The 679-nt window shown below is 67.7% G+C and carries 1 protein-coding gene; it reads left to right on the top strand.

The annotated features are described in order from the left end of the window. The coding region (locus tag MBTS_RS22375; protein ID WP_192216515.1) for a ComEA family DNA-binding protein at nt 1-291 on the top strand (291 nt) is incomplete at its 5' end. Nucleotides 292-679: the final 388 nt, after the last annotated feature.

Here is a 679-nt window from a genome sequence, read left to right on the forward strand (position 1 = left end):
GCCCCCCTCCCCTATGGCGGCCCGGTGACGCCCCTGGCGGAGAGCCCTCCCCTGAACGCGGCCCGGTCCGAGACGCAGCAGGCCAGCGACAATTCGGGTCCGGCGGCTGTCTCCGTGGTGGATCTCAACACCGCCTCGGTGGCGGAACTCAACGGCCTCAAGGGTGGCGGCATGATCGGCCGCGCCATCGCCCAGCGCCGGCCCTATGCCTCGGTGGATCAGCTGCTCTCGAAACGCGTCCTCAGCCGGTCGACCTATGAGCGGATCAAGAACCAGGTGACCGTGCGTTGAGCGATGGAGGCCGGCTTCGTGCTGGCATCGGACGCCGCCGCTTCGTAAGATCGGCGAGAGGGTCGTGGGCGCCAGCCCTGCGATCGACCGAACAGACAACGAGGCGTCGGGGCCGGATGGGTGAGATGCGTGCCACCACGGCTCGGCGAGGAACGGCCCGGTTCGCCGGCATCGCGCGGACCGTTTTCGCAAAGCCCGCTCCGCCAGCCACGGGACAAAGCCGCATCCCACGCGCCCGATGCACCGGGAACGCTTGAAAGGACCCGATATGTTGACACAGCCCAGCAACATCACCCTGCGCGACGATCTCGGGGTGACGGAGACCTCCGAGACCGACAACGTGGTGCGGTGGGACGGCGAACGGCTCTATGTGGAGCACGACATCTAT

This window comes from Methylobacterium bullatum (assembly GCF_014845095.1).
Taxonomy (GTDB): Bacteria; Pseudomonadota; Alphaproteobacteria; order Rhizobiales; family Beijerinckiaceae; genus Methylobacterium; species Methylobacterium bullatum.